This is a genomic window from Wenjunlia tyrosinilytica (genome assembly GCF_014646055.1).
In the GTDB taxonomy this organism is placed as follows: Bacteria; Actinomycetota; Actinomycetes; order Streptomycetales; family Streptomycetaceae; genus Wenjunlia; species Wenjunlia tyrosinilytica.
On record NZ_BMMS01000013.1, the window covers coordinates 1 to 18,604 of the forward strand.

Here is an 18,604-nt window from a genome sequence, read left to right on the forward strand (position 1 = left end):
CATTGGCGTGCGCGGCAAGCTCGGCGGGCGGCTCGAAACGCCGCTCCTCCTTCAACAGGTTGGCCAGGCTCTCGTTGCTCAACGCCTTCTCCCTTTCAGGGTGTACCACTTCAGGGTGTCCACGATGGATCGCGGCCCCTAGCTCATCAGGAGCGGTCCACGCTGACAAGGGTCCTCAGAATATTGGTTTAGACCTGTGTCGATGCGCGGAGGGCCGCGTTCCCCGCGACAGGATCGAAGGTACCCGTGAGCGGGTCGAGAACGTAGGCCTGAGCAGCGGCGAAGTCGAAGTACATGCCGGTCAGGCGCAGGCTGCCGTCGCGGACGCGGCGGGTCACGCACTCGTGCGCCACGAGGTGATCCAGTTGCTGCACGACGTTGACGAGGGCCAGCAGCTCCACCCGGTCCGTCACCGGACGATCGCCCAGTCGTGGCGCGGCGGCGCCCGGGGCACCGAGGCCATCGAGCCGTTCCAGGGCGTCACGCTGTTCGAGGGTGTCGAGCCGTTCCAGGCCGTCACGCCGTTCGAGGGTGTCGAGCCGTTCCAGGCCGTCACGCTGTTCGAGGGTGTCTAGCCGTTCCAGGGCGTCGAGCCGCTTGAGGCTGGGGCGCCCATGGCGCAGCCAGCGGGTCAATGGGGTCTGCGTGCCGCCCGGCCCAGCGCCGTCTGCCTCCCCGCCGTCTGTCTCAGCGCCACCTGCCCACGCGCCCTCCCGCGCCCCGTCGGCCTCGGAAGCCCCGGTCGCCTCAAGGGCCGCAGCGGTGACGAGCGCGTTCATGGCCCCGCAGGTGGAGTGCCCGCACACCGTGATGCTGGCGACCCTCAGCACCTCCACCGCGTACTCGATCGCCGCGGCGACCGAGTCGTCGCCCGCCTCGGCGTCGGGCAGCGGGACGAGATTGCCCACATTGCGGACGGTGAACAGATCGCCCGGCCCACTGGACGTGATCATGCTGGTGACCAGGCGGGAGTCCGCGCAGGTGAGAAAGAGCTGCGACGGCTGCTGCCCCTCGCGCGCCAGCCGGGCCAGCTCCTCACGCACCAGGGGTGCCGTATTGCGCTGGAACGCGCTGACTCCGCCGAGCAGCTGCGGGCTGCCATGGCCCTCGGCGCCCTTGTGCGGCGTCGTGCAGCGGTGGCGGTGCCATGGGGTCCACGGCCGGCAGGGATACGCCGTGGCGTCCGGCTCCGCCACACACCCGAGATGCAGGTCCTGGGGATAGCGCCCCGCCCGGCCCCGTACCTCCACCGAGCCCCCACGGGCCTCGTGGGCAGTCCGCCACCCCTGAAGCGCCTCCAGCGCCGCATGGTCCATGAACGAGCCGTCGAGCTCCACCACCGCGGAGGCGCCGTCCGGCACCTGGGCCAGCATGCGGCTCAGCCGCGGTACGGCCAGAAATGTCAATTGCCCCCTTGCCTGCACTCGGTGGCGCCCGTCGTCCTCGACGACCAGCACCCGGGTGCGCGCCAACCGGTGCAGGGCCACCGCCAGCGACACCACGATGCCCAGGGCGACGCCCTTGAGCACGCCAAGGGTCACGACCGCGACCAGCGTCGCCAGATACACCGGGAACTCGCGGTGCCGCTGCACATGGCGGATGTGCGCGAAGCTCACCATCTGCACGCCGACGACCATGACGAGCGCGGCGAGCGCCGACAGCGGGATCCGTTCCAGCAGCCCGGCGAGCAGCGCCACTCCCAGCAGGATCCAGCAACCGTGCAGGACGGTGGAGGCACGGGTCACGGCACCCGCCCGTACGTTGGCCGTGCCGCGCATGGCCCCGCCCGCGACGGGCAGGCCGCCGAGCGCACCTGAGAGCACATTGGCGGCGCCCTGGCCGAGCAGTTCCCGGTCGAGATTGGCGCGAGGGGCGCCGCCGGGGCGGGAGGCGGCCAGGCGCTCGACGGCCACCGCGGACAGCAGCGACTCGGCACTGGCCACCAGCGCCATCGACACCACGGCACCGGCCAGGCCCAGGAGCGGGCCCTCTGGCAGCGCGGGGAGCACATGCTCGTTCCACGTGGGCAGATCGACGCGAGCCACGTCGAGCCCGAGCCAGGAGGCCGCGAGCGTGGCGACCAGGACGGAGACCAGGGCGGCGGGGGCCTTGCGCAGCACATGGCCGACGCGCCCCGGAAGCCGCGGCCACACCACCAGGCACACCACCGTCAGCACCCCCAGGCCCGTTGACGCGGGGTGGTGGCCCGCGAGTTGTCCGGGCAGGGCCAGGAGGTTGGCCGGTGCGGAGATCTGCGGCTCGGCGCCGAGGACCACGTGGAGTTGGGCCAGGGCGATGGTCACACCGATTCCGGCCAGGGTGGAGTGGACGATCGCGGGGGAGACGGCGAGGGCCGCGCGCGCCACCCGCACGGCGCCGAGGAGGAGTTGGAGCGCTCCGGCGGCGACGGTGATGGCGCAGGTGGCCCGCCAGCCGTAGCGCTGCACGAGATCGGCGGTGATGACGGTCAGTCCGGTCGCGGCGCCGCTGACCTGGAGCGGGGCTCCCCCCGCCAGCCCGGCCACGATGCCGCCGACGGCCGCGGCTACCAGTCCCGCCTGGAGGGGCGCACCGGTGGCCAGCGCGATTCCGAGCGAGAGCGGGATGGCGATCAGGAACACGACGGCCGAAGCGGAGAGGTCCGGGTGGCACCACGGGCCACGGGACGGCGGGGGGGCGTCGGCGGAGGCGGCCTGCCCGGGAGGGTGATCGGTGGTCTCGGACTGCCGGTCGGGCAGGACGGTACGAAGGCGCATGGAATCCCGTCTCCTCAAGGGCGGCGCTGCCCCGATCTCTCGGGGTCGCGGGGGCGCTCTGGGGTACCGGGCCCGGCGGACGCGGGCCCGGGCAGTCATCGGAGCCCGAAGGTGGCCGGGGCGGTGGCTGCCGTTGGTCACGGCTGTGCGGCGGGAAGGCTGGGCGCCTCCGATGCTGGGTGCTCTCGGAGGCTGGTGCCGGAGGAATCGCCCTATGGCCTTTGCGCGGTCATGGATTGTGCGGTGCCGGCCTATGCGGGGTCGTGCCTTGTGCGCGGTCGGCGATTCCTCAAGGTTCGGTAAATGAATCGTAATCGGAAACCAATTTGGCAGTAAGCCCTGACGGTGTTGCGCGGGCGAAGTTACTGCTAACGAGTGAAGTTCTAATGATTACCATTTAAGCCGTGTCATATGACTATCGGTACGGAGCCCTCGTGCAAGTTTGGAAAGGCAAGGGCGCCAACCGCACAGCCGTACAAGGACATCCCCCGAACGGACCAATGGGGATGAGTGCGATTCGCCGCCTGTTCACTTCCGCAGCGCCGGCCGCACTGGAACGAGGTACGTGCATGAAGTCAGCCCGTGGAATTTCGACAGCGGCGGCCACCGCCACTGTTCTGGCTCTCACCGCGTCCGCCTGCTCGATCGGTTCGTCCAATGGGCCGAAGGGCAAAGGAGGCCCCGGACAAGGGCCTCAGCGAGTGCAGCTGATCGGCGACGGTTCCATGGCGAACACGGGTCCGCAGCCGAATCAGCCGAAGGTCGAGCGTCTCAAACCCGGTCAGCGGCCACCGCAGTTCGTCGTGTTCTCCTGGGACGGCGCGGGCGAGAACGACTGGAAGCTCTTCTCGCACTTCCGTGCCGTCGCCAAGAAGTACCACGCCTCCATGACGTACTTCCTCAGCGGCATCTATGTCGTTCCCGAGTCCAAGCGCAAGCTCTACGCTCCGCCCCGGCACGCCCGCGGAGCCGCCGACATCGACTTCCTCGACGACCGCGACATCAGGCGGACCATCGAGCAGGTACGCGAGGCGTGGCTCGAGGGCAGCGAGATCGGCACCCACTTCAACGGCCACTTCTGCGGCCCCGATGAGGGTGTGGGCACCTGGACGCCCAAGCAGTGGAAGAGCGAGATCCGGCAGGCCGAGGCGTTCGTCGGCTCGTGGCGCACCAACACCGGACTGCGCCCCAAGGATGTGGCCCCCCTGCCGTTCGACTACCGCAAGGAACTCGTGGGCGGCCGGGCTCCCTGCCTCGAAGGGCAGAAGAACCTGATGAAGGCGGAGAGGGACCTGGGCTGGCGTTACGACTCCAGCTCGCAGGGCGGCCTCCAAGTCTGGCCGGAGAAGAGAAACGGGATCTGGGACTACCCGCTCCAGCAGATCCCCATGCCGGGACGTTCCTTCGAGACGCTCTCGATGGACTACAACTTCCTCGCCAACCAGTCGAAGACCACCAAGGGCGACCCCGACAAGTACGAGGAGTACGAGGACCAGACACGTGAAGGGTTCCTCGCGGGATTCGATCGGGCGTACGAGAGCAATCGCGCACCCCTGTTCATCGGAAACCACTTCGAGCAATGGAACGGCGGCGCCTACATGCGTGCTGTCGAGGACACGATCAAGACGGTGTGCACCAAGAGCGAGGTGCGCTGTGTCTCGTTCAAACAGCTCACCGACTGGCTGGACGCGCAGGACCCGCGGATCCTTGAGCGGCTGCGCACGCTCGATGTCGGCCATGAGCCCGAGAACGGTGACTGGGGAGCGTTCCTGAGCGAGGCGGCACTCAACGAGTCGGCGAAGGCGGCGAAGGCGGCCGAGAAGGCCGAGAAGGCCGAGAAGAAGGCCACCACGGGGCCCACGGGCAGTCCCGGCACGGACGCCGACGAGAACGGGACCGCGGGGAGCAAGGACGCCGGCAAGGAGGGCACGGGCGCGAAGGACACCCGCAAGGAGGATTCCGACGAGGAGGGCATCCAGGAGGACGCGGGTACGGAGGACACCCGCAAGGAGGATTCCGACGAGGAGGGCATCCAGGAGGACGCGGGTACGGAGGACACCGGCGAGGAGGACACCGGTACGGAGGACACCGGCGAGGAGGACGCCGACAAGGAGGACGTCGGCACGGGCGAGAAGGCCGAAGGCGACGAGGAGACGGCCAAGGAGGCCAAGAAGGCCAAGAAGGCCAAGAAGAAGGCCGAGGAGGCAGAGGAGGGCAGAGAGAGCAAGGAGAGCAAGGGCGAGAAGAAGGCGCACGGCAAGGCGAAGAAGGGCAAGAAGCACCACCGCAAGCACCACGGCAGCGACGAGGACTCATGAGCCCGCCTGCCTGACCCCTTGCGGCGGCCGGGGCCGGAGCGCGCATTGCGGTGGCGCTCCGGCCCTGTGGCCGTCAGACCAGTGCGGCTGCCGCCTCGCCGAGGCAGAACTCGGGGTCCACCTGGGCCGTCAGGTCCATGCCCGTCCTGGCGTTGCCCCAACTTTCCGCGTTCTTCAGATGGAAGTGCACCATCTGGCGCGTGTAGCGGGCCCAGTCGCGGCGCTCATGGGCGCGGTCCACCGCCGTCCGGATTTCGGCCAGCGCCACCCGGTTGGGCTCCTCCAACTCGGCGAAGAGCGGCGGGCGGCCCTTCTCCATCGACCGCACCCAGTTCGAATGACCCACGGTCACCAGCAGGTCGTCACCCACCTCGTCCCGCAGGAACGCCAGGTCGTCGGCCCCCTGGACCTTGTTGCCCACCACGCGCAGCGCCACGTCGAAGTCCTGGGCGTAGTTCTTGTACTGGCGGTAGACCGCGATGCCCTTGCGGGTGGGCTCGGCGACCAGGAACGTCATGTCGAAGCGGGTGAACATGCCCGAGGCGAAGGAGTCCGAACCCGCCGTCATGTCGACGACCACGTACTCGCCCGGGCCGTCGACCAGGTGGTTCAGGCACAGCTCCACCGCTGCGACCTTGGAGTGGTAGCAGGAGACACCGAGATCGGTCTCGTTGAACGGGCCGGTGACCATCAGCCGAACCGCCCCTCCGTCGAGGGGGACGGTGCGGGCGCACAGGTCGTAGACGGGGTTGTCCTCCACCACACGCAGCAGGCGCGAGCCCCGGCCGGGCGGAGTGGTCTTGATCATGGTGCCGGCGTCCGCGATGCGGGGATTGGTGCCGCGCAGGTACTCCTTGATCTGCGGCAGGTGGGCGCCCATCGCGGGGAGGGCGGCGGCCTCGTGCTCGTCCAGGCCGAGGGCGGGACCCAGGTGCTGGTTGATGTCCGCGTCGACCGCGACCACGGGGAGCTGGGCGGCCGCGAGATGGCGGATGAACAGGGAGGACAGTGTGGTCTTCCCGCTCCCGCCCTTGCCGACGAAGGCGATCTTCATGAGTGGCTCCTGATGCGTACCTCAGTTGTTGGAAACCGTTATCGTCTCCAGAATGTGGCCACATGGTAGCGAACCCCATGCCCTCCGTGACCATGGTCGTGTGGGCGCCACCCCATCGGGGGTGTCCGAACAGCGGGCGGCCGGGGGTGCGTAGGGTCTTACCCATGAGTACGAGCGACCCCTTCGCCGCGCTTGCGGCGCTGCCCGGCGTGACCGATTCCGTGGATGCCGTGCGCCGAGCCGTGGACCAGGTCTACGGGCACCGGGTGATGCGGCGGCGCAGCAACGAGGTGACCTCGGAAGCCGCCCTGCGGGGGGCCAGGGGTTCCGCCGCTAGCGAGGGCGCCGACTGGCCGCTCGAAGAGGTCCGCCGGCGGACAGACTTCAGCGGCGACGGCGAGGCGGAGATCGTGGGCGCCGCCCTGCGCCTGTCGGCCGAGGCCGGACAGCTTCTCGGCGTGTGGCGGCAGTCGCCGCTACAGGTCCTGGCGCGGCTGCACTTGGTGGCGGCGAGCGGGGTGCTGGAGCGGGAGCGGGTGGGGCGGCCGCGCGCCGATGGCGAGGGCGTCGCGGACCCGGTCTTCGGTGCGGTGCCGCTGCCGTCCGCGGGTGAGGCGTCGGCCCGGCTCGACGGGCTGGCTCGGCTCCTGTTGGCCGGGACCGAGGCGCCCGCCCTGGTCACGGCCGCCGTGATGCACGGCGAACTACTGGCGCTGCGGCCCTTCGGCTCGATGAACGGGCTGGTGGCGCGGGCGGCGCAGCGTGTGGTCCTGATCGGCGGGGGGCTCGATCCGAAGTCGATCTGCCCGCCGGAGGTGGGGCTGGCCGAGCTCGGCCGCGAGGCCTACGTCCGCGCGCTCGAGGGCTATGTTTCCGGCACGTCCGAGGGTGTCGCGGCATGGATCGCGCACTGCGCGGAGGCGGTGCGCCTGGGAGTGCGCGAGTCGACCGCCGTCTGCGAGGCGCTGCAGCGGGGCGCCGCCTAGCGCTCGGCGGGGGAGCCGGTGGGGGTTCCGCACACAAGGGTGCGGCGGCGCCCCTGGGGGTGCCGCCGCTGGCACGTCTGCCGAGTTACCATGCGTGCACGATTCTTGCCCATCAGGTCGGGATCATTGCCCGTCACCTGGTGCGGCTGGCCCGGATAGCGGGTCGGCTTCGCGTGGGTGCCCGACATTCGTGCTCGGTCCGTGGGGCCACAATTCAGAGGATCCTCTCGGATGCCCTCGGTCTCGCGGGCCGTTGGTTACTTTGTACTCCGCCTCGAGCCCGAGTGGAAGACCCCGCCGCAGTTCTTTACCTTTCACTCCAATTCACGCCAAAGCGGACAAACGTCGCTTACGAGTGGCGAACCACAGCAAGCCGGCAACGGTCGCGACCGCTCCGACAGCCGCCGCGGCCAGCACCGGTGGGGGCGCGGTGCTCAGTGAGGGGATCCGCTGGTTGAGCCGCACCGGGCGGCTGAAGACCAGGATCGGCCACTCGCGGGCCGCCGCTTCACGGCGCAGGGCGCGGTCGGGGTTGACCGCGTAGGGGTGGCCGACCGATTCCAGCATGGGCACATCGGTGGCCGAATCGCTGTAGGCGTAGCTCTGGCTGAGGTCATATCCCTCGGACTCGGCCAGCGCGGTGATCGCCTTGGCCTTTGTCTCGCCATACGCGTAGTACTCAACGGCCCCCGTGTAGCAGCCGTCCTCGACCACCATCCGCGTGGCGACGACATGGTCCGCCCCGATCATCTCACCGATGGGCTCCACAACTTCGGCACCAGATGTACTCACAATCACCACATCACGTCCGGCGGCCTTGTGATCCTCGATGAGGGTGGCGGCTTCGTCGTAGATGATGGGGTCGATCAGGTCATGGAGTGTCTCGGCCACGATCTCGCGAACTTGTTGAACGTTCCACCCTCTGCAGAGTGCCGAGAGGTACTCGCGCATCCGTTCCATTTGATCGTGATCTGCGCCTCCCACGAGGTACACGAACTGCGCATAAGCGGTGCGAAGGACAGCTCGCCGGTTGATCAGCCCGCCCTGATAGAAGGACTTGCTGAAGGCGAGCGTGCTCGACTTCGCGATGACCGTCTTGTCCAGGTCGAAGAAGGCTGCGGCACGGGGCTGGAGGCGGTTTTCCACGAAGACGAGGATAGGCGCCCACCATTCGGCGTAAGCTGAGGCGCGTGGGTTTGCCTGAGAAGGCTCTCGGGTACACCATGGAAGTCACGGATCGTTCGCGACCGTGCTAACCCGGTCCGACTCCTCCCCCCCCGAGTCGGCCGTGGGGACGACCCCCGCTCTCCCCCCCGGCGGGGGTCGTCGCATGTCCGGATACTTTTCCGACCCGCCGGTCGGCGGTGTCTATCTCCGGGGCGCTATCTCCCGTTGTTCTCAACCCCCTTCTGAATCACCTGCTTCACGCCCGCTTCATGACCGCATCACATCACCCGCGGATGAGGACGAGTGGCTGGTTCGGGGTGTTCCCGAACCGGGTCGAACTCACGCGATCGGGTGGCTCCGATATCCACAACCGGGGAGTAATCCACAGAACTGAGGTCCAAGATCCACATGGATCCGGGCAATCGGCTCAGTGTGGTCCCGAGGGTGCGCAACCGGTGCGTGTCCGACGAGGGAGGGACCAGGCCATGGCGTGGAACACAGCGGGGAACGCGGCGGGGAACACAGCAGGGAGCGCGGCGGGAAAGCGGCATCGCGAGGCACGCGAGCCGGAGCGGATCACCGCGGAGCGCGGCGGGGTGGCCGCCCCATTGATCGTGACCGAGGACGACGCCCTGCTCGACGACCTGCTGCGCCTGTGCGCGGCGGCGGGCGCCGAGCCCGAGGTGGCATACGGAGCGCCACCGGGCAGGGTGAGTTGGGAGCGGGCGCCCCTGGTGCTCGTGGGAGACGACAGCGCGGCCAGGATGCTGACGACGGCGACGGCCGGTGGCACACCCCGCCGGGAGGGCGTCCTGCTCATCGGGCGGGATCTCGACGATCACGACGTATGGCGCCGTGCCGTCGACATCGGCGCCGATCATGTGCTCTTCCTCCCCGACGGCGAGAGCTGGCTGGTGGACCGGATCGCCGACGCGGCGGAGGGCGTCGGCCGTCGGGCCCTCACGATCGGGGTCCTGGGAGGACGCGGCGGCGCCGGCGCGAGCACGCTGGCGTGCGCCCTGGCGGTCACGGCTGCTCGCGGTGGACAGCGGACCGTCCTTGTCGACGGCGATCCCCTCGGGGGCGGCCTGGATGTGCTGCTCGGCGGTGAGCGGACCGGCGGACTGCGCTGGCCCGACCTCGCCGACTCCCACGGCCGGGTCAACGGCGCGGCGCTGGAGGAGTCGCTGCCCAGGCTGCACGATCTGTCCGTCCTGTCGTGGGACAGGTCCGACGCCGTGACGATCTCCCCCGAGGCCGTGCGCTCCGTGCTGGGTGCCGCCCGGCGACGCGGAGGGGTGGTCGTGGTGGACCTGCCCCGCCGGGTGGACGAGGCCGCCGCCGAGGCGCTGGCACAGCTCGATGTCGGCCTGCTGGTCGTGCCGTCCGAGCTACGAGCGGTGGCGGCGGCCAAGCGGGTGGCCTCCACCGTGGTCATGGTGCTGCGCGATCTGCGGGTGGTCGTGCGCGGCCCCGTCGCATCCGGGCTGGACGACGCCGAGATCGCCCGGTTGCTGCGGCTGCGGCTGGCCGGGGAACTGCCGCCCGAGCCGGGGCTCGCCGGCGCTCAGGCCGGAGGTGATCCACCCGGCAGCAGTACCCGAGGCCCGCTGTCGCGGTTCTGCTCGGCCTTCCTGACCGAGGCGCTGCCGGCCACGGGCGGGAGCGTGGCGGCGTGAGCGGGGCGGCGGTGGTGAGCACCGCGAGGCACCGCCGGACGACGCGGACAGAGGCCCCCAGGGCCCTGGTGGACGCCGTACGGCTGCGACTGGCCGAGTCCGGGGACGAGCCCACTCCGGCCGGGGTCGCGGCCGCCCTGCGGGCACAGGGGCGGTTGCTCGGAGACGCGGCCGTGCTCGGCGTTGTGCGTGCCCTGCGCTCCGAGATCGTCGGGGCCGGGCCGCTCGAGCCGCTGCTGGCCGAGCCGGAGGTCACCGATGTCCTGGTCAACGCGCCGGACGAGGTCTGGGTGGACCGTGGCGGAGGCCTGGAGCGCGCCGACGTCGGCTTTCCCGACGCGGGAGCCGTGCGCAGGCTCGCCCAGCGACTGGCCATGTCGGCGGGCCGCAGGCTCGACGACGCGCGGCCGTGGGTGGACGCCCGGCTCCCGGACGGCACCCGGATGCACGCGGTGCTCCCGCCGGTCGTGGTCGGCTCTCCGTGCCTGTCCCTGCGCGTCGTGCGCGCCAGGGCGTTCACGCTGGAGGAGCTGGCGGCCGCGGGCACGGTGGGCCGGGAAGGGGCGCGGCTGCTGCGCTCGTTGCTCGACGCCCGGCTGTCCTTCCTCATCAGCGGTGGGACGGGCTCCGGCAAGACCACGCTCCTGAGCAGCCTGCTCGGCCTGGTCGCCCCGGACGAGCGCATCGTGCTCGCCGAGGACTCGGCCGAACTCCGCCCGGACCACCCGCATGTGGTGCGGCTGGAGACCCGCCCGGCGAATCAGGAGGGTGCGGGCCTGGTCACCCTGCGTGACCTCGTCCGGCAGGCGCTGCGGATGCGCCCGGACCGGCTCGTGGTCGGCGAGGTCCGGGGACCCGAGGTCACCGAACTCCTCGCCGCGCTCAATACCGGGCACGAGGGAGGCTGCGGCACGATCCACGCGAACGCCGCGGCGGATGTGCCCGCGCGCCTCGAGGCCCTCGGCTCGTCCGCGGGGCTCGACCGGCCCGCGCTGCACAGCCAACTGGCCGCCGCCCTCGAGGTCGTGATCCACGTCGTGCGGGAGCGGGGAGGGCGCCGCAGGGTCGCCGAGATCCATGTTCTGGAGCGCACCTCCACCGGGCTGGTGGCCACCGTACCGGCCGCGGTCATGGGATTCGGCGGGGCGGTGGTGCGGGAGCGGGGCTGGCCCCGGCTGCGAGAGCTGTGCGGCAGGGGCGTGCAGCCTCCCATGAGCCGGTCGGCTCCGGCCTTCGGTCATCTCCAACTGGCGCTGCCCGACGCGGCGCCCGCCGAGGCGGGAGGCGCGCGATGAGCCCCGTGACACTGGTCTCGCTGGTCGCGCTCGCGGGCGCCGCCGCGTGGCTGCTCAGCGGCCGGGACGAGGCGCTGCACCGGGCGCGCCTGGTCACCGCCGGTGGCGGCGAGGGAGGTGCCTCGGGGGCGTCGTCCTGGCCACCGGGGTCAGCCCTGTCCCGTTGTTGGCGCGAGGGCGCCGAAGCGCTGCGGACATTGCTTACGCCCGAGCGGTCCCCCGTCGCGGCGCAGGCGCTCTGCGTGGCCGTGGGACTGGTCCTCGCGGTACTGCTGAGCTCACCCGTACCGGCACTGGCGGGTATCGGCTCGGTGCCGGTGGTGCGGCGCCTGCTCCGGCGGCGTGCGGCGCGGCGCAAGGCCACGCGGCGGCGGTCCGCAGTCATCGAGTTGTGCTCCACCGTCGCCGGAGAGCTGAGGACCGGCCGCCTGCCGAACGAGGTTCTGGCCGCGGCCCTTGCGGAGAGCACTTGGTCCGCCGATCCGGACATGCCGGGGGCGTCGGCGGGCGTGGTGGCCGCCGCGAGGTTCGGCGGCGATGTGCCGCGCGCGTTGCTCCGGGCGGCGCGCGCTCCCGGGGCCGAGGGGCTCGCCGGAATGGCGGCCTGCTGGCAGGTGGCGCTCGACCGAGGCACCTTCCTCGCGGAAGGCCTGGACCGGGTCGCCGAGGCACTGCGTGCCGATGAGCGGCAACGGGAAGACCTGGAGGCCCTGTTGGCGGGCCCGAAGTCGACGGCGGCACTGCTGGCGGTGCTTCCGGTGTTCGGGTTGGCGCTCGGCTCCATGATGGGCGCGCACCCTCTCCGCGTCCTGCACACCCCCGCCGGACTCGCCTGCCTGGTGCTCGGAGTCGCCCTGGAATGCGCGGGCATCGCCTGGACGGGACGGATCACGCGGGGTGCGTCATGACCGAAGCGGTGCGCGTGCTTCTGGCCGGGCTGCTCGCCCTCTCCGGAGCGGCCGTTGTCTGGTCGAGCCTGGCCGCGGGGCGGCGTGCCTCGGCGGCGCGGGAGCAGGCCGAGCGGCTCACCGGCGGTGAGACGGTCAACGGCTCTCCCCCTGGACGGCTGCGCCTGATCCGGGCCCGATGGCCGGGGCAGGGGGAAGGGGCGCCAAGGGGCATTCCAGCGGCCGTCGCGGCCGGTGCCGGAGCCGCGTTGTTCGTGGGCGGGCTCGCCGGGGTCGCCATGGGCGCCCTGGTGGCCGTCGGGGTGCGGGTATGGCAGCGCAGAGCGGCTTCCTCGGCGATGAGCCCCGAGCAGGCCGCGGAAGCCGACCGGGCACGGCGGCAACTGCCCTTGGCCGCCGATCTGCTGGCCGCCTGCCTGGCGGCGGGCGCGGATCCCCGGCTGGCCGCCGAGGCGGTCGGAGGCTCCCTCGGCGGTCCTGTAGGCGGGCGGTTGTCGCGTGTCGCCGCGGAGCTACGGCTGGGCGGTGACCCGGCGCTGTGCTGGGCCCGGTTCGGCGCGGCTCCGGGGATGTCCGTCCTGGCCCGCCCGATGGAACGGGCCTGCGGCTCCGGTGCGCCGCCGGTCCGCCCGATGGCGGCCCTGGCCGCCCAGTGCCGCTCCGAAGCGGCGAGGGAGCTCCAGACCAGAGCCCGCAAGGCGGGAGTGCTGGCCACCGCCCCGCTCGGGCTGTGCTTCCTCCCGGCCTTCCTGGTGGTGGGAGTGGTCCCCATGGTCATCGGGCTGGCGGGAAGCACGCTCGGCCACTCCTGACGGCGCCTCGGCAACGCAAAGCCCTGCGGCACCAAGTCCTGCGGCACCAAATCCGGCGGCACCAAGCCCTGCACCGCACAACCCGGACCGCACAACCCGGACCACAACGACCGGGCCACAACGACCGGGCCACAACGACCGGACCGCCAAAGTCGGCGACACCGGAACACCACATCGAACGGGGATGACATGCGAGTTCTACGTGCCCTGCGGGGCCGGTTGACGGGCCGCCTCGGCGACTCGGGAATGACGACGGCGGAGTACGCCCTCGGAACGATGGCCGCCATGGGCTTCGCGTCGGTGCTCTACAAGATCGTGAAAAGCCCGGCGATCAGTACCGCGCTGAGCGGCATCGTCGAGAGGGCGCTCAATGCGACCTTCTGAGGCGGCCGGGCCACGCCCAGGGGCCGGTGAGGAGGGCGGTGGCGCTGCTGGGCGTGGCAGCGAGCGTGGGCATGGCGGTGGCCGCCCTCGGGAGTCCGGAGGGGACGCCGGATACGTCACGGCCGAGACCGCCGCGGTGCTGCCGGTGCTGGTGCTCTTCACGGCGATGCTCGTCTGGGGTGTGGTCGCCGCGGCAGCGCAGATCCAGTGCGTGGACGCCGCCCGGGCCGGTGCCCGGGCCGCCGCCCGGTCGGAGCCTGCGTCCGCCGTGCTGGCCACCGCCAAGCAGGCGGCGCCCCGAGGGGCACGTGTGCGGTCGGTCCGGGACGGCGACCTCGTACGGGTGGAGGTGGCCGCGCAGGCGCTGGGACCGGGGAGGTTGGCGTCGCTGCTCTCCGTCGAGGTGCGGTCGTCCGCGTCCGCCCTGGCCGAGGACACGGTGGAGGTGGCGCCATGAGCGGCCCCGTATGCCTGTTGCGGCGAGTGGTTCGGCGTGTGCGACGGTACGCACGGGCAGGTGGGCGGGACCGGGGCTCAGGCACGATCTGGGCGCTGGTGCTGGCCGCCGCGACCGCCTGTGTCTTCGCGGGCGTGCTGGCCGTGGGGCAGGCGGTGGCGGCACGGCACCGGGCGGGCTCGGCGGCCGACCTGGCGGCACTCGCTGCCGCCGACCGGGCGCTGGACGGCCAGGACAAGGCATGCGCTGTCGCGGGGAGGGTGGCCGCAGCGCAGCGCACCCGGTTGGTCTCCTGCCAGGTGCGCGGCGACATCGCGGACGTCACCGCACGAGCGGAGTTCTCCGGCCTCCTGGGCGCCGTCCCACCGGCTGACGTCCGCTCACGAGCGGGACCCGTCGGCCCCGCCGGTCCCGCCGCCGCCCTCGGTCCTCCCGGTGCCGGTCCTGCCGCTACCCTCGGTTCTCCCGGTGCTGGTCCTCCCGGCGCCATCGGTCCTCCCGGCGCCGGTCCCTTCGGCACCGCCGAACTCGGCGTCCCCGGCGACTTTCCCGCCGACGTCTCGAGCCTCAGCCTCCCCGCCGTGCCCGGGCCCGCCGTTGTCCGTGGGCCCACCGCCGTTGTCCGTGGGCCCCGCGGCGTTGTCCATGGGGCCCACGGTGTTGTCCGCGGCGGTGCCCTGGCCGGTGCGGGGGCGGCCCTCAGCCGCCGTACCGACCTCCCCGGGGCCCTCCCGGGCCCCATCCACCCCCTGGGCCCCCCGGGCCCCCTCGGCCTCCTTGACCTCTTCCGGGACAGGCGATGACGACAGGAGGACGTCCAGGAGCCGCACCGCCCCTCGTTTGTCGAGTGGTTCGTTGCCGTTGCCGCACTTCGGGGACTGGATGCACGACGGGCAGCCGAATTCGCACTCGCACACGGCGATCGCCTCGCGGGTGGCGGTCAGCCAGGCCTGGGCGGTACGGAAGGCCCGCTCGGCGAAGCCCGCCCCGCCCGGGTGGCCGTCGTAGACGAAGACGGTGGGCAGGCCGGTGTCCGGGTGCAGCGGCACCGACACCCCGCCGATGTCCCAGCGGTCGCAGGTGGCGAACAGCGGCAGCATGCCGATCGAGGCGTGTTCCGCCGCGTGTGCCGCGCCCGGCAGTTCTTCGGGGAGGATGTCCGCCGTCTCGAGCTGGTCCTCGGTGACCGTCCACCACACCGCGCGGGTGCGCAGGGTGCGGGGAGGCAGGTCGAGCCTGGTCTCGCCCAGCACCTCGCCGGTGATGAGTCTGCGTCTGAGGAAGGAGACGACCTGGTTGGTGACCTCGACCGAGCCGTAGTTCAAGGTGGCTTCGCCCCAGGGCTGTTCGATCTCGGTGTCCAGGATGGAGATGGAGGTGGTGTCCCTGGCCGTCGTCGAGTACGACGGGTCGGCCTCCTCGACCAGGGCGACGTTGTCGTCGAGGTTCAGCTCCCGCACCAGGTAGCTGCGGCCCATGTGGAGGTGTACCGCTCCCTCGTGCACGGCGGCGTGGGCGGCGGAGGCGTCCACCGTTCCCAGCAGCCTGCCGGTCTCGGCCTCGACCACCCGGACCGGGGTGCCGCCACCGCCGCGGATGTCGGTGAGGTCCGCCGCCCGCTCTCGGCGGGTCCAGAACCAGCCGGAGGCGCGCCGCCGCAGCAGTCCGCGCCGCTCCAGCTGCGGCATCAGCTCGGGGGCCCCGGGGCCGAACATCTCCAAGTCGGCCTCGGCGAGGGGGAACTCCGCCGCGGCGGCGCACAGGTGCGGGGCGAGGACGTAGGGGTTGTCCGGGTCGAGCACGGTGGTCTCGACGGGCCGCTGGAAGAGCGCCTCCGGGTGGTGGACGAGGTAGGTGTCCAGCGGGTCGTCACGGGCGATCAGCACCGCCAGTGCCCCCTGCCCGGCGCGCCCGGCACGGCCCGCCTGCTGCCACAGCGAGGCCCGCGTGCCCGGGTACCCGGCGAGCAGGACGGCGTCGAGGCCGGAGACGTCCACTCCCAGCTCGAGGGCGGTCGTCGAGGCGAGGCCGAGCAGCCGCCCGGAGTGCAGCGCCCGCTCGAGCGCGCGCCGCTCCTCGGGCAGATAGCCGCCCCGATAGGCGGCGACCCGGTCCGGGAGGGGACGCTCGCCGGCCGCAACGGGCACCGCGGCGAGCCGCTCCTGGGCGACCAGCGCGATCAGCTCCGCCGCTCGCCGGGAGCGCACGAACGCCACGGTGCGCACCCGCTGGGAGACCAGGTCCGCGAGCAGTTCGGCGCTCTCGGCCGTGGCCGTGCGCCGCACGGGGGCTCCATGCTCCCCGCTGAGCTCGGTCAGCGGCGGCTCCCAGAGCGCGAAGACGACCTCGCCGCGCGGGGAGGCGTCGTCCGTGATCTCGGTGACCTTCACGCCCGTCAGACGGCTCGCCGCGGCCCCGGGCTCGGACGCCGTGGCCGAAGCGAGCAGGAAGACCGGATCGGCGCCGTAGCGGGCGCAGATCCGCCTCAGCCGCCGCAGCACCTGGGCCACGTGCGAGCCGAAGACGCCCCGGTAGGTGTGGCACTCGTCGATCACCACGTAGCGCAGGCTGCGCAGGAAGGAGGACCAGCGGGCATGGGCGGGCAGGATGCCGCGGTGCAGCATGTCGGGGTTGGTGAGCACGTAGTTCGCGTACTGGCGCACCCACTCGCGCTCCTCGAGCGGGGTGTCCCCGTCGTACACGGCCGGGCGAACCTTCGGGGCGACATCGGAGGCCAGATCGGCCACGGCCCGCCTCTGGTCGGCCGCCAGGGCCTTGGTGGGCGACAGGTACAGCGCGGTCGTCCCCCGCCCGTTGGGCGCCTCGGCGCCGTCGAGCAGCGAACTGAGCACCGGCATCAGGTACGCCAGCGACTTCCCGGAGGCGGTTCCGGTGGCCACCACGACCGACCGGCCCTCCACGGCGGCCGCCGCGGCCTGTGCCTGGTGGGACCAGGGACGCTCGATCCCTGCCGCCCGGGCCGCGGCCACAACTTCCGGTCGGATTCGATCAGGCCAATCGGCATGGCGACCGACGCGCGGGGGCAAGTGCTCCGTATGAGTGATGCGCTGCGCCCTGCCCGGACCCGCGGACAGCCGTCCGAGCACGCTGCCGGGGGCCGTGCCTGGCGTGGCGTGTCGACGCGCTGCCTGCGAGAAGGAATCGTGGGCCATCGGCACTCAGTGTGTCATTGGCGTGACGGACAATCGCCTGAAGGCGTCGTGCTCGCCTGCTCGTAAGTGATTGAATGCCATCGCGGCTGCCGATCCATGGGGGGCGACCGCTCGATGCAAGGTGCTGGAGGATCCGTGGACCCGTCCCTGTCGACCCGAACCGTTGGCGATCGAACGATCGTCGAGGTCGGTGGCGAGATTGATGTGTACACCGCGCCCAAGCTGCGGGAGCAGCTGGTCGAGCTCGTCAACGACGGTAGTTACCACCTCGTCGTGGACATGGAAGGCGTGGACTTCCTCGACTCGACCGGCCTGGGTGTGCTTGTTGGAGGTTTGAAGCGGGTGCGTGCCCACGAGGGCTCGCTCCGTCTGGTGTGCAACCAGGAGCGCATTCTCAAAATCTTCCGGATCACTGGTCTGACGAAGGTTTTCCCGATTCACACCTCGGTGGACGAGGCCGTCGCGGCGACTGACTGACGACCACGTAAGGTCGTCCGAAGCGGGGGCTCCGGGCGCTTCGCCCGGGCCCCTGTGCTGCATGCCCTAGAACCGAGGGGGACACATGGCCACCGTCGAACTCCGTTTCAGCGCACTGCCCGAGCATGTGCGCACTGCCCGGCTGGTCGCCGCCGCGGTCGCCCGGCGCGCCGGGGTCGACGAGTCCGTTCTCGACGAGGTCCGCCTCGCCGTGGGCGAAGCCTGCACACGTGCCGTGTATCTGCACCGCAGCAGCGGAGTGGACCGCCCGGTGCGGGTGGTGCTCGTCGAGGACGAGAAGAAGTTCTCGATCGAGGTGGGGGACGAGGTCCCCGACACCGGCTCGAGCTCCACCGGCGCCGAGGGCGGTACCCCGAGCGAGGAGGCCGAGGAAGAGGGCCAGATGGGCCTCGCCGTGATCAGCGGTCTCGTCGACGACGTCGAGGTGACCAGTGGAGAGGCCGGTGGCACCATCCGCATGAGCTGGCCGACCACGACCGCTGCCGTGCTGCCCTGACGCTTCGTCCCACCCTGACGCTTCGTCCCGCCCGTGCGGCCATTCCCGGCCGACCCGGCCGGCTGGATCTCAAGACTCCGCACCCCAGGACCGTGTACTTCAGGACCCCGTTCTTCAGGACCCCGTTCTTCAGGACTCGGTCCTCGAGGTCCCGGCGGAGAGCCCTGTTGTTCAGGAGGCTGGGCGCCCGGGACCTCGGAGGCGCCGCAACTCGCCGTCCGCCCCAGTCGGGTGAAGGTGCGCCGCTTGAGCCATCTGCACCACCTGCACACCTGTACCACCACCTGCACCACCATTCCCACCAGTGGCTCAACGCTTCAGTGGTTCCACGTCGCCTCGGCATGGATTGAGCCCTGTCGGCACTGCGCCGGGTCTGTCCTCCGAGAGGGCCCGACACGCTCGTGACCGAGCGCCGTACCGCCGAGCGGTCGGCCCGCACCCGCCCCCGGGCGGCCCGCATCGGGCCCCGGCGCACGGCCTCCGCTGCCGGGACCAATCTCCGAGCATTTAAACATTGAATTCACTGCAAGTGGTGATTCCGCCGTCATCGGCTTGAATTTCCTGTCACCAGCAGGGGCGAATTTTGTTTGCCGCGCCCTGTTTTGATCATGCCTTGATCCC

The 18,604-nt window shown here is 71.4% G+C and carries 13 protein-coding genes and 2 pseudogenes; 11 read left to right on the forward strand and 4 right to left on the reverse strand.

Translation table 11 applies throughout. The features are described from left to right. Window positions 1-188: 188 nt before the first annotated feature. Window positions 189-2,756, reverse strand: a complete 2,568-nt coding sequence (locus tag IEY86_RS15915; protein ID WP_189132358.1) for a SulP family inorganic anion transporter — start codon at window positions 2,754-2,756, stop codon at window positions 189-191. A gap of 569 nt (window positions 2,757-3,325) precedes the next feature. On the opposite strand from IEY86_RS15915, the pseudogene IEY86_RS15920 reads away from it, so the two are divergent. Next, window positions 3,326-4,603 (forward strand): annotated as a pseudogene (locus IEY86_RS15920) (polysaccharide deacetylase family protein); the annotation flags it as partial. Window positions 4,604-5,147: 544 nt separating this feature from the next. On the opposite strand, the gene IEY86_RS15925 reads toward IEY86_RS15920, so the two are convergent. Further along, the gene (locus IEY86_RS15925; protein WP_189132359.1) at window positions 5,148-6,128 is read right to left on the reverse strand and encodes an ATP-binding protein; all 981 of its coding nucleotides are present in this window, start codon (window positions 6,126-6,128) and stop codon (window positions 5,148-5,150) included. A 164-nt stretch (window positions 6,129-6,292) separates the two neighbouring features. On the opposite strand from IEY86_RS15925, the gene IEY86_RS15930 reads away from it, so the two are divergent. Further along, entirely contained in the window at window positions 6,293-7,114 is an 822-nt protein-coding gene (locus IEY86_RS15930) for a Fic family protein (protein ID WP_189132360.1), read from the forward strand. A gap of 324 nt (window positions 7,115-7,438) precedes the next feature. Here IEY86_RS15930 and IEY86_RS15935 read toward each other — a convergent pair whose 3' ends face one another. Then, window positions 7,439-8,272, reverse strand: a complete 834-nt coding sequence (locus tag IEY86_RS15935) for an HAD family hydrolase (protein ID WP_189132517.1) — start codon at window positions 8,270-8,272, stop codon at window positions 7,439-7,441. 494 nt (window positions 8,273-8,766) lie between these two features. On the opposite strand from IEY86_RS15935, the gene ssd reads away from it, so the two are divergent. The 7 genes and pseudogenes from ssd to IEY86_RS36475 form a co-directional block, all read left to right on the forward strand. Further along, window positions 8,767-9,960 (forward strand): septum site-determining protein Ssd, encoded by a 1,194-nt coding sequence (gene ssd, locus IEY86_RS15940; protein WP_189132361.1) that lies wholly within the window; start codon window positions 8,767-8,769, stop codon window positions 9,958-9,960. Window positions 9,961-9,971: 11 nt separating this feature from the next. After that, window positions 9,972-11,255 (forward strand): TadA family conjugal transfer-associated ATPase, encoded by a 1,284-nt coding sequence (locus tag IEY86_RS15945; protein ID WP_189132518.1) that lies wholly within the window; start codon window positions 9,972-9,974, stop codon window positions 11,253-11,255. Next, window positions 11,252-12,163 carry a type II secretion system F family protein gene (locus tag IEY86_RS15950; protein WP_189132362.1) on the forward strand — a complete coding sequence of 304 codons (912 nt, stop codon included), beginning with the start codon at window positions 11,252-11,254 and terminating at the stop codon, window positions 12,161-12,163. Before IEY86_RS15945 ends, IEY86_RS15950 begins: the two co-directional genes overlap by 4 nt. Beyond that, window positions 12,160-12,975: a type II secretion system F family protein gene (locus IEY86_RS15955; protein ID WP_189132363.1), complete on the forward strand. Its 816-nt coding sequence runs from the start codon at window positions 12,160-12,162 to the stop codon at window positions 12,973-12,975. Before IEY86_RS15950 ends, IEY86_RS15955 begins: the two co-directional genes overlap by 4 nt. A gap of 189 nt (window positions 12,976-13,164) precedes the next feature. Beyond that, window positions 13,165-13,359: a DUF4244 domain-containing protein gene (locus IEY86_RS15960; RefSeq protein WP_229698471.1), complete on the forward strand. Its 195-nt coding sequence runs from the start codon at window positions 13,165-13,167 to the stop codon at window positions 13,357-13,359. Beyond that, a complete protein-coding gene (locus IEY86_RS15965) occupies window positions 13,346-13,816 on the forward strand; it encodes a TadE family type IV pilus minor pilin (RefSeq protein ID WP_189132364.1) in 471 nt (156 codons plus the stop codon). The genes IEY86_RS15960 and IEY86_RS15965 overlap by 14 nt, the downstream gene beginning before the upstream one ends. Next, window positions 13,813-14,151, forward strand: a pseudogene (locus IEY86_RS36475) (Rv3654c family TadE-like protein); the annotation flags it as partial. The gene IEY86_RS15965 and the pseudogene IEY86_RS36475, both read left to right, overlap by 4 nt. A 45-nt stretch (window positions 14,152-14,196) precedes the next feature. Here IEY86_RS36475 and sftH read toward each other — a convergent pair. Continuing rightward, the gene (sftH, locus tag IEY86_RS15975) at window positions 14,197-16,989 is read right to left on the reverse strand and encodes a DEAD/DEAH box helicase (RefSeq protein ID WP_229698472.1); all 2,793 of its coding nucleotides are present in this window, start codon (window positions 16,987-16,989) and stop codon (window positions 14,197-14,199) included. A 135-nt stretch (window positions 16,990-17,124) separates the two neighbouring features. Here sftH and bldG point away from each other — a divergent pair, with 135 nt between their 5' ends. Both bldG and IEY86_RS15985 read left to right on the forward strand, forming a co-directional pair. Then, window positions 17,125-17,466, forward strand: a complete 342-nt coding sequence (gene bldG, locus IEY86_RS15980; protein ID WP_189132365.1) for an anti-sigma factor antagonist BldG — start codon at window positions 17,125-17,127, stop codon at window positions 17,464-17,466. Window positions 17,467-17,551: 85 nt separating this feature from the next. Then, the gene (locus tag IEY86_RS15985) at window positions 17,552-17,983 is read left to right on the forward strand and encodes an ATP-binding protein (RefSeq protein ID WP_189132366.1); all 432 of its coding nucleotides are present in this window, start codon (window positions 17,552-17,554) and stop codon (window positions 17,981-17,983) included. The last annotated feature ends 621 nt before the right edge of the window (window positions 17,984-18,604 follow it).

Coding starts and splice junctions, on each gene's coding strand:
- IEY86_RS15915 (WP_189132358.1), bottom strand. CDS start 2,756: ATGCGCCTTCGTACCGTCCTGCCCGACCGGCAGTCCGAGACCACCGAT.
- IEY86_RS15925 (WP_189132359.1), bottom strand. CDS start 6,128: ATGAAGATCGCCTTCGTCGGCAAGGGCGGGAGCGGGAAGACCACACTG.
- IEY86_RS15930 (WP_189132360.1), top strand. CDS start 6,293: ATGAGTACGAGCGACCCCTTCGCCGCGCTTGCGGCGCTGCCCGGCGTG.
- ssd (WP_189132361.1), top strand. CDS start 8,767: ATGGCGTGGAACACAGCGGGGAACGCGGCGGGGAACACAGCAGGGAGC.
- IEY86_RS15950 (WP_189132362.1), top strand. CDS start 11,252: ATGAGCCCCGTGACACTGGTCTCGCTGGTCGCGCTCGCGGGCGCCGCC.
- IEY86_RS15955 (WP_189132363.1), top strand. CDS start 12,160: ATGACCGAAGCGGTGCGCGTGCTTCTGGCCGGGCTGCTCGCCCTCTCC.
- IEY86_RS15960 (WP_229698471.1), top strand. CDS start 13,165: ATGCGAGTTCTACGTGCCCTGCGGGGCCGGTTGACGGGCCGCCTCGGC.
- IEY86_RS15965 (WP_189132364.1), top strand. CDS start 13,346: ATGCGACCTTCTGAGGCGGCCGGGCCACGCCCAGGGGCCGGTGAGGAG.
- sftH (WP_229698472.1), bottom strand. CDS start 16,989: ATGGCCCACGATTCCTTCTCGCAGGCAGCGCGTCGACACGCCACGCCA.
- IEY86_RS15985 (WP_189132366.1), top strand. CDS start 17,552: ATGGCCACCGTCGAACTCCGTTTCAGCGCACTGCCCGAGCATGTGCGC.